This window comes from Flavobacterium sp. AJR (assembly GCF_002156885.1).
GTDB lineage: Bacteria > Bacteroidota > Bacteroidia > Flavobacteriales > Flavobacteriaceae > Flavobacterium.
Window position 1 is genome coordinate 24971 of sequence record NZ_NCWQ01000041.1, and the last position, 9698, is coordinate 34668.

A 9698-nucleotide genomic window follows, 5' to 3' on the forward strand; every position below is an offset into this window, starting at 1 on the left:
GAAACACATTTTTAAAAACAGAATTTACAAATGCTATATAGAGTAATCATCTATAACTAGCAAAGGAATCTATTTGCCTATTTTTTTGGCAAAACAAATCATTGAATACCATATAAAATGAAAGCAAAAATAATTTTGTTGCTTGCTCTGGCTCTATTTATAGCTACAAAAGTAACAGCACAAACCAAAACGGTTACCATATCTGGAATAATAAAGGATAAGACTTTAAAGACTTCAATTCCTTATGTAAATATTGTTTTAAAATCATCCAACAATCAGTCATTTATTGCAGGAACAGTTAGTAACGAAGAAGGTCGTTTTACGTTATCGAATATTAACTCCGGGAATTATATCTTAGAAATTAGTTTCTTAGGATATAAAACCAAAAATCAATCCTTATATGTAGGTACATTATCAGAATTTCTGCATTTATCCAATATAGAACTTGAGGAGGATATAAACACATTAAATGAAGTGGTTGTAAAAGCATCTAAAACCGATGAAGTATCGGCTAAAATGGATAAAAAAGTTTTCTCTGTAGCCGATAATATTACCCAAAGTGGTGGTTCGGTTTTACAATCTATGCAAAGTCTTCCCGGCGTTACTGTACAAGACGGAAAAGTACAATTGAGAGGCAATGATAAAGTAATGGTTCTTATCGATGGGAAGCAAACTGCATTGACTGGTTTTGGTAATCAATCGGGATTGGACAATATTCCTGCATCGGCAATAGAAAAAATAGAGATTATAAATAATCCTTCGGCTAAATTTGATGCCAATGGTAATGCGGGAATTATTAATATTATCTACAAAAAGAACAAACAAGAAGGTTTTAACGGAAAAATAGGTATTGCATCTGGATATGGTTCTTTATGGGAACGTAAAGCTAATTTGCCAACCATACGACCGCAATACCAGGTTACACCAAAAATTAATCCTTCGCTTTCGCTAAATTATCGCAAAAACAAAATTAACGCCTACTTACAAGCCGATTATTTATATACCGAAACACTCAATAAAAATGAGTTTGTTACCCGAACTTATGATGATGGCACTGTTATAAACCAGCAAACAAAGAGAAATCGCGATACCCATTTTACAACTATTAAAACAGGGCTGGATTGGAATTATAATGAGCAAAATACATTTGCATTCTCGGGTATGTTTGGGAGCGAAAAGATTATTGATAATGGCGATGAACCCTTTTTTAATCAAGACTATTCGCAACGTTTACGATTATGGCAATTTCTAGAAGATGAACTAAAAACAACAGTAATGGTTTCGGCATCTTACCAACATAAATTTAAAGAAGCAGGTCATAAATTAAACGCAGGAATTAATTACACCTATCACAGAGAAGACGAGAAGTATTTCTTTGATAATATTATGCCCCCCTTTACAGGAAAAGATTCCTTTAAACTACTTTCTGACGAAAAAGTAATCGATATAAATGTCGATTATATTCAGCCTTTAAAATACGGTCGTTTTGAAACTGGATTAAAATTCCGAAACAGAGAAATCCCTACCAATATGCAATTTTTCCCTGGTATAAATTCTCCTTTGGATCCAAATGCTGGTGGCTGGGCAACCTACAAAGAAATTATCCCGGCATTGTACGGAAACTATATATTCGAAAATAATAAAATCGAAGCCGAAGCTGGTTTACGTGTCGAATATGTTAAGTTACAATATGACGTAAATCCCAACCATCCTACATACAAAAGTGATGGTTACGATTATACACAGCCCTTCCCTAGCCTTCGATTTGGTTATAAAATAAATGACAAGAATAAAATAACGGCTTTTTATAATCGTAGAGTCGATAGACCAAGTGAAGTAGATATTAGAATTTTTCCTAAATATGATGATGCCGAAATTATAAAAGTCGGGAATCCTGCCTTAAAGCCACAGTTTACTAGCGCATTTGAACTTGGTTACAAAACGAACATTAATAAAGGTTATTTATTTGCATCGCTTTACCATCGGTTTGTAAACGGTACTATAAGCCGCATAGCAACCACAGCGCCAGATAGTAATCTTATTTATAATGTTTTCCAGAATGCAAACAGAAGCTCATCTACAGGTATAGAAGTAGTATACGCTAAAGAAATTAACTCTTGGTATTCTTTTAATTTAAACGGAAACGGATATCAAAATGATATAGAAGCATTTACTGTTACCAATTTATATCCTGTACCAACAACCTATTTTGGGAAAAGACAACAGATTTTTTCTGGAAATATAAAGTGGAACAATACTTTTCAGTTAAATAAATCTACCAGTGGTCAATTATCTGCCGTATATTTGGCCCCTGATATAATTCCGCAAGGAAAAATAAATTCTCGTTTCTCGATAGATTTAGGAGTTAAAAAAACTGTTCAGAAAGGAAAAGGCGAAATTTTTCTTAATGCAACAGATATTTTAAATACCCTTGTAATCAAGAAAAAGATTCAAGGCGATGGCTTTAGCTATAACAGTCGTGATTACTATGAAACACAAGTTGTACGATTTGGTTACAGTTATAAATTTTAAAATTATAATTCAGAATTTGATTAGAAACTTTAAGCCATTTTATTCATAAAAACACTAGATTGCGCACTATATTTTTTACAAAAAATTAAAATAAATAATGACATATATTCACTTTATAGTTAACCCAATTTCGGGCAATGGTAAACACAATATTACAGGAGATTTTTTAAGAGATTCTTTCCCTAGTTCTGAATTTAAAATCGAAATTGATTATACAAACCACAAAAAACATGCTATCGAATTAACGAAAGCCGCTGTAGCTAATAATCCAGACTATATCGTAGCTTGTGGTGGTGATGGTACTATAAATGAAGTTGCTTCTTGCCTTATTGGTACTTCTATAAAATTAGGAATTATCCCTGTGGGTTCAGGAAATGGTTTGGCATCCAATCTAAATATTCCAAGAAAATTTGAAAAAGCAATCGAAATCATCCGTAAAGGAACCGTTTCGACTATAGATGTTGGTAAAATAAACAATCAGTATTTTTTTAGTAATACAGGAATCGGAATCGATGCAATGATTATAAAAAAATATGAAAACTCAGGCAAACGTACACTTATAGCTTATGTAAAAGCAGCATTATCCTCTAGTCTTGAATTTAAAACTCAAGAAACAAAACTATCTTTTGATAATAAAGAGATAATTGCAAATCCGTTTTTATTATTCATATCAAACTCTAACGAAATGGGGTATAATATGAGCTTAACGCCAAAGGCAAGTCTTAACGACGGCTGGCTCGATATGATAGTAGTACCTAAACTATCATTTCTTGAAAAAATGACACTTGGTTACCATGTATTACGTAATACTGTCGAAAAATTTAAAAAAGCCCAACATACATTAATACAAGATTTAACGATAGAAGTTCCAACAGCAACATCTCTAGATGCGCAAATAGATGGAGAATCTTATAATCTTAAAACCAATAGCATAAAGGTATCTATCATTAAAAATGGACTTACCGTTATTACCGACTAGAGAAAATTATAGCATTTTTTTACTATTCTTACTATAAGCCTCAATAAAATGAGGCTTTTATTTTTTATGCTTTATATAACATAGGTTTTTTGATTATATTTGAAAGCTAAATCGATTTATTAACAACTATTATTTCATTGCAATTATGGATCTGAAACTTTTCATTCCTCAAAGTAAGTTATTGCAAAACTATATCGATTATTTTTATATCCTAAAAAAAGCTCCAGATACAGAAAACGTTCGCTATTATACATTCCCTTACGTAAACTCTATTGTTTCTATTAATCAATTTCCAGAGTTTATATTTGAGAAGAATAAACTAACTGTTGGCAAAAACACCAATAATCCGTTGCTAGCCACGCTTATATGTGGTTATACCAAACCTATCGAAATTAGTATTCCGGGTTATATTCATGAAATCACTATTAGTTTTAAACCTTTAGGAATAAATGCATTCTTAGAAAAAAACCTCAACTTTTATAACGGAAAATCCTTCTCGTACTTTAATCCATTTAGTGATTTTAGCGCCTCGATGACGGATATTATGAATACTGTTCTGGCAGAAGATAAAATAAAAAAATTAGAGCAGTATTTTATCAGTAAATTCAAAGGATTTAGTCACCCTTTTTTAGGATCAATCCTTAAAGATATGCAAAATACCGAAGGGAATTATACGATTAAAGATCTTGCAGATAAATATAAAATAAGTCGTAAAACATTATGCAAACATTTTGAAATACATATTGGCAAAACCCCATCTGAACTACGTAAAATCATTAGGTTTCGCCAGGCAATGCACCAACAAATGAATATGCGTACAAAGAATAATTTTTCGGATATTACTTATCAACTTGATTTTTTTGATCAATCGCATCTTATCAAAGATTTTAAATCAATAACAGGCTTTACGCCTAAGTCATTTTTCAACAGAATAACGGCTCATGAAGACGGAAATATTAATTGGTTGTATATATAATTACTTAGGGTTACATTTTTACAATTTTAGAAGAATACAACTAGATATTTTTGTTAGATAATTCCCATATTTCATAATCACAATCAGTATGCTTGTAACATTAATTACAATCTTATTTAGGATGATCTTAAATCTGATTTAGAAAAAAACGGAAACAAATTTAACCTCATAATAGACCAGAAAACCAGTAGATTGAGAAAAATGCAAAAATAGAGCCGCGCTATTTTTGCATTAATTTTTTAAGAGAAGCAATAAACTCCTAAAATTAGAGCAAAAAGCTAATCATATAAGATATCTAAGTCCATTTAAATAAAGTTTTTACAAAGCTTATATTTCCTTAAATTACTTACATGGTTTTAAACAAATCTATATGTTCTAAAACCCCATAGCAAACCCAAACCCTATTTGTTTGCCATTATAAAAAGGAGTAATCACCGAAGTAACTCCTTTTTCTCTTTCACCAAAAATTTTCTTAGTTACATAAGGACTTACCCAGTACGCTATTTTTGTACTCAAGATACCTATTCCTGCTCCTGCTGCAACATCTGTAAGCCAGTGTCTATCGTTTACCATTCTAAATATTCCTGTTCCAGTTGCAACAGCATAACCCGCAATACCATACCATATCGATTTATCCTTATATTCCTGATATAAAAATTCAGCTCCCGCAAAAGCAGTTGCAGTATGTCCCGAAGGAAATGAGTTATTCGAACTCCCGTCTGGTCTTTCAATCTTGGTAATAGATTTTAAAGCTAATACAGTCGCTGTCATAATAACATAAGATGTCCCTAAGATTATAGTCCTGTCTTTTAAATTATTCTTTCCTTGAACCCCTAACCCATTCAAAGCATAAACAGAAACTGCCGGAGCATATTGCGAAAAGTCATCAACTGTTATTCTGGTATCAATATCCTCTTTTACTTCATCATGAATTTGAGAGTTGAAACCTTTTAACTGATCACTTTCAAGACCAATAATCCCATAACCAATTAAAACACCCGGAATAATCAGTTGTTTGTAATTGAATTTCAAATTCTGAACCGTATCATTTTTCACAGTTACGGTATCTTTTACAGTATTTTGAGCTTTAAGAGTTATAACACTCAACAATGAAAATAGAATGATTTTTAGCATTTTTTTAAAGATTATAAATTAATAATACAGAAGTGAATAAACGAACAAGCGTAATTTTTCTTCATAACAACTATTTAAAATGTTTTTGGTTTTATAAATTTAATGCTAAATGCTAAATATTAAGTAATATCGATGTTGTATTATACTACAAATTTCATATCCAATTTTGAATAAATTCTGCATTTTGAATAAACCTTCTATCTTTTTAATTAATACCTTCGCTAAGTCCTAAATCATAAGACGACTATTGCATGAAATCAATTTAAATGAAAGAAGATAGCTCCATAAGACAACTTACAATAACAGCAATAAATCGATCTGTAATGAATCCAGAGGAATGGCTTTATTCTAAGGTTTCAACTGATTTAAAAAATGATACTTTTTTATTTGAGGATAATGAATTGCCTATTTTTGAAATTGAAACCTCAAAAGCAAAAACAATTATTACAACTCGTCGTATTTTAGAAAAAGAGGGAGAAATTTTGCACGCAGTTAATTTTGATGAAGTAGATAAAGTATTCTTTGGAGATTTTAAAGGACAAATAAATAAGTCTGAATTATCAATATTCCGAATTACAACTATCGACGGTGAAGAACAAAATTTTCAGATGGAGACAGGAAAAGCTGCAATTGGATTGATTAAAAGTATTCAGACTGTTATAAAACTAAATACAAATATAAATAGCAAAATCCGATATGAATTCTAAACTTATTCTTCTAGCATTAACACTAATAATAATTGCAAGTATATTTTATTCTTGTAAACCCAAAAAAGAAAATGAAGTCCAGGAAATTGATCCTAGTAAAATACAACTAGGCCCAATAGTTCATAATGAATTAACTGAAGAACAGATTGAAAAAATAACAAAGATACAATCTTCCCTTGCTGATGTGTTGCCTATAAGTTTAGAAGAAACCATAACAAATTTTAAACGGGATAGAAATCCAGATAACGAAATTAATATTTGGTTAGAAATGCTGAGCGCTTATGAAAAATTTATTTCAAAAGAAGGAAATGAAATTACACTAAATAAAAAAACAGAAGTTTTTCAACTAATTTTAATGCGTTCAATGATGGATGAGCAAGAAGCTATAGCCAAAGTTGATTGTAAAATTTTAACTAAAAATGAAATAAAAGAGATTTTTAGTTATTATCAAACAAAGCCAAAACCTTTATCAATTGAAAAACGCTAGTATTCCTAATAATAAAACCTAATAGCATACAAATTGAAACTAATACCCTTTTTAAACCCCGAAACAAATAAAACAGCTTATAAATGTGATTGTTGTGATGTAATTTATAACGACCTTCCGCTTTGTTTTGGTTCCGATTATCCTGAATATTATTTCTCTGTTCCACCAGAAGAAAGAGAAGAAAGAATTCAACTCGAAGAAAGTTTATGCGTTATCGATGATAAATACTTTTTTCATCGTGGCAGATTAACAATTCCGATTATTGATCATCATGAAGATTTTGCTTTTGATATTTGGACATCTATAAGTCCTGAGAATTTTGAAATCAGAATAAATTTGTGGGAAGACGAAAACCGAATCAAACAAGAGCCTTATTTTGGTTGGCTACAAACCATGGTACCTAATTACGGAGAAACATTAAGTTTAAAAACAATTGCTATAGAGCAAGAACTTGGATTTATTCCTGAGATTAAATGTATCGAAGAAAATCATCCGCTAACCATCGACCAAGAAAACGGAATAACATTTGAAAAAGCAAAAGAAATGGTTGAAAATATATTGAGAGCATCGCATAAATAAACAACGATATCTAAACTAGCCCCATGAAAATAAGTCATGCATTTTATATCGCAATTATTCTATTCTCATTTCTGTTTACTTCTTGTACAGAGAAGAATTCCGATGACCCAAATGAAGTATATGAATTATGGTCTTTTCGTGAACCCGAAAAGGATATAAAAATTACTAACGGACAATATTGGCAATCTGCACATTTTACACGAGAATATGAAATGTATCTGGAACTATATGCATCTCCCGAATGGCTAGATGAATTCATCAAAATAAATAATTTAAAAGTTCACACCTCCGAAATTTATTTACCAGATGATGCTCCTTCTTGGTTTAAACCAAAAATAGGTTTGATCGCTTTTTCATCTCCTAACAACCTAACATCAATCTATTTTATAGATTTTAAAAAAGGATATTTACTTTTTCATGAAATGCAATTATAAAATAGATTCTTTTTTCAATGCAACCCAGTAGTTTGTCATTAACATCTAAATTTTTCCATACTCCCCACGCTAAAGCAAAACAAAAGCATATCTTTGAAAAATATGAAAAACAAAAGAACCTATCCTAAAAACATGCGACTTGTCGTGATACTACTTGCTGTGGTGTTTGCGCTTACTCCATGTTCGGTAAAAAGTTCTTTATTTGCTGCTTTTGATATAGAGTACTTCCAAACGCTTAATAAGAACCAAACTACCCAAACAGCAGTTTCTTATTGCGAAGTAGAAGAATCAAACGTTAATCAGTCAGAAAATAGCGTTGAGAAACTCCACAAACAAATTCCTGTTTTACCCGTTTCTGTTTCTCGAAATCAAATCATATTAGCAACAGCATTACATAAAAAAGATATTTATGTAAATGTAGCCGCTGTAAACACTCCCCCTTTGTATATTTTATATAAACGATTAAAATCCGATTTGGCATAATCCAGAACAGTCGCATTTTATATACAATCGTTTTTTTAAATTAAAATATACACTTATGAAAAATATTCATTCGAATCAGTCATACAACTTGGCTGGTCTTTTTACGCTTTCTATTAGGCTTGTTATTGGCTGGACATACTTTTCGGCTTTCTGGCGAAGGCTTGTTCTCGAAAACAAATTAATTCAGGATGAAGCAGGATATATTGGCGAAAAATTCAATCATTTCCTTCCCAATGCTTTAGGAATAAAACCTATAATCGAATACTTAGTTACAAATCCCGAAGCACTTTGGTGGTCTATGGTTAGTTTTACCATTATCGAAGCCATTGTAGGATTATTGATAATGCTAGGCTTCTTTACCCGATTAATGAGTATAGGAGTCTTTAGTTTAGCCATGGGAATTTTGTTAGGTTCTGGTTGGATTGGTACCACTTGTCTAGACGAATGGCAAATCGGAGTATTAGGAATTGCTTGTGGTTTTACGCTATTTTTAAGCGGAAGTGGTTCTTATTCCCTAGACAATTATTTCATGAACAAAAACTACGCATTTACCAAAACAAAATGGTTTTCATGGCTTGGTTCAGGTAGTCTTCCTATTGCTAATCTTAAACCAGTAGTTCTTGTTATTTCCTTGCTTATATTCTCGCTTACTTTGTATACCAACCAATATTTTCATGGTGGCGTATTTGGAAAACTACATAACAAATCGGTAAAACCAAAAGTAGAAATTAGCCATGCAACTATAAAAAATGAAGCCTTACAATTCCAGATATACCGTACAGAAGGTGTTGATGTTTATGGTTCGTTCTTAATTGGGATTCAGTTAAAGAATGAACAAGGAGAAATAATCTTTGATTTAAAAGGGGAAGATTTAGCTAAATTCTCTAAAAAAGATATAGCCAATATATATGTTACAAAAGTAAAACCAGGCAAACACAGTTTAATAATTCCGCTTGGCGCAAAAGCAATTCTGAATATTGATTTAAAGAATTACCAATTACTAAAAGGCACTAATTACACTTTAACTCTTACTGATATTAGCGGAACAGAATGGACGAGTAAAGTCGCAAAATAATCTATAAATAATTTTAAGTTTGGCGAGATAGAAGCATATTTTTATTTGTATTTTCGTTCAATAGAAAATGCCTTACTTCTATTTCGCCAAGCTTTTTTTAATTTAGAAATATAGGCATCAATTTCAGAAACAACTATTATAAACCTTTTGAGTATAATTAATTTTAACACATAGAAACATAGTTTTTCTCCTCTAAAAAAAGGCGTTTCACTCATTTAAAATACACATAGATAAATATGTGAGAGAAATGTATTTCTTTTTTGAGTTCTTTTTCATACATAAAATCTATGTTTCTATGTGTTAAATAAAATT

10 protein-coding genes are annotated in these 9698 nt (G+C 31.1%); 9 read left to right on the plus strand and 1 reads right to left on the minus strand.

The features are described 5' to 3' along the window. Positions 1 to 117 precede the first annotated feature (117 nt). From B8T70_RS12305 to B8T70_RS12315, 3 genes are all read left to right on the plus strand, one after another. Entirely contained in the window at positions 118 to 2532 is a 2415-nt protein-coding gene (locus B8T70_RS12305) for a TonB-dependent receptor domain-containing protein (RefSeq protein ID WP_086895033.1), read from the plus strand. A 97-nt stretch (positions 2533 to 2629) separates the two neighbouring features. Then, the gene (locus B8T70_RS12310) at positions 2630 to 3511 is read left to right on the plus strand and encodes a diacylglycerol kinase family protein (protein WP_086895034.1); all 882 of its coding nucleotides are present in this window, start codon (positions 2630 to 2632) and stop codon (positions 3509 to 3511) included. Positions 3512 to 3656: 145 nt separating this feature from the next. Continuing rightward, the gene (locus tag B8T70_RS12315; protein WP_086895035.1) at positions 3657 to 4487 is read left to right on the plus strand and encodes a helix-turn-helix transcriptional regulator; all 831 of its coding nucleotides are present in this window, start codon (positions 3657 to 3659) and stop codon (positions 4485 to 4487) included. Positions 4488 to 4862: 375 nt separating this feature from the next. Here B8T70_RS12315 and B8T70_RS12320 read toward each other — a convergent pair whose 3' ends face one another. Beyond that, on the minus strand, positions 4863 to 5621 hold the full coding sequence (locus B8T70_RS12320; RefSeq protein ID WP_039115740.1) for a phosphatase PAP2 family protein: 759 nt from the start codon (positions 5619 to 5621) through the stop codon (positions 4863 to 4865). 266 nt (positions 5622 to 5887) lie between these two features. On the opposite strand from B8T70_RS12320, the gene B8T70_RS12325 reads away from it, so the two are divergent. The 6 genes from B8T70_RS12325 to B8T70_RS12350 all read left to right on the plus strand — a co-directional run bounded on the left by B8T70_RS12325 (position 5888) and on the right by B8T70_RS12350 (position 9386). Beyond that, on the plus strand, positions 5888 to 6328 hold the full coding sequence (locus B8T70_RS12325) for a hypothetical protein (RefSeq protein WP_086895036.1): 441 nt from the start codon (positions 5888 to 5890) through the stop codon (positions 6326 to 6328). Beyond that, positions 6318 to 6815 carry a hypothetical protein gene (locus B8T70_RS12330; protein WP_039115743.1) on the plus strand — a complete coding sequence of 166 codons (498 nt, stop codon included), beginning with the start codon at positions 6318 to 6320 and terminating at the stop codon, positions 6813 to 6815. Before B8T70_RS12325 ends, B8T70_RS12330 begins: the two co-directional genes overlap by 11 nt. A gap of 33 nt (positions 6816 to 6848) precedes the next feature. Then, entirely contained in the window at positions 6849 to 7394 is a 546-nt protein-coding gene (locus tag B8T70_RS12335; protein ID WP_165763207.1) for a DUF2199 domain-containing protein, read from the plus strand. Between the two features lie 23 nt (positions 7395 to 7417). Beyond that, entirely contained in the window at positions 7418 to 7828 is a 411-nt protein-coding gene (locus tag B8T70_RS12340) for a hypothetical protein (RefSeq protein WP_039119459.1), read from the plus strand. 102 nt (positions 7829 to 7930) lie between these two features. Beyond that, positions 7931 to 8311 (plus strand): hypothetical protein, encoded by a 381-nt coding sequence (locus B8T70_RS12345; protein WP_039115747.1) that lies wholly within the window; start codon positions 7931 to 7933, stop codon positions 8309 to 8311. A 55-nt stretch (positions 8312 to 8366) separates the two neighbouring features. Next, positions 8367 to 9386: a TQO small subunit DoxD gene (locus B8T70_RS12350; protein WP_086895038.1), complete on the plus strand. Its 1020-nt coding sequence runs from the start codon at positions 8367 to 8369 to the stop codon at positions 9384 to 9386. Positions 9387 to 9698 lie beyond the last annotated feature (312 nt).